Annotated in this window: 1 protein-coding gene; it reads right to left on the reverse strand. The window is 65.4% G+C overall.

What is annotated here, in order from left to right:
- Nucleotides 1–19: 19 nt before the first annotated feature.
- A partial coding sequence (locus AAE045_RS24520; protein WP_455549886.1) for an AsmA family protein occupies nt 20–506 on the reverse strand: 487 nt, incomplete at its 5' end.

Here is a 506-nt window from a genome sequence, read left to right on the forward strand (position 1 = left end):
TGAGTACGCAGCAGAGGGATCAGATCCGGTTGATGCGCTGCGCCTTCCAGCGCACGTCGGCGTCCATCGCACGCAGCTTGGACAGGTTGTACGGCGTGTCCGGCAGCACCTTGGCACTGGCCGCCAGTGCGGCCGCCTTGGCCTTCTGCTCGGCATTGGCCGACTCGCCGGCACCCGTCTTTGGCGGTGCCCCGATGAAGCCGGCCAGATCGTCGAAGTCCAGCCGCTTGGACACCAGATCCGCGGTCAGGATTGGGCGCTTGCCACTGACATCGATCTGCGCGGTCCCGCCCAGGTCGCTGTCGCCGGCGGTGCCGGTGAACGACTCATAGCGCCAGACCGCGTTGTTGCGCTTCAAGCGGCCCTTGAGCTTGTACGGCGGCGTGGACGGCATTGCCACGCCGATCAGCGGGAACAGATCCTCCATGTCCTGTCCGCTCAGCATCAGCTCCAAATCGAATACCCGCAGCTGGAAGGGATTGGTGAGCGTGCCGCTGGCGATCGCA

It is taken from the genome of Dryocola clanedunensis, from assembly GCF_038405435.1.
GTDB lineage: Bacteria > Pseudomonadota > Gammaproteobacteria > Enterobacterales > Enterobacteriaceae > Dryocola > Dryocola clanedunensis_A.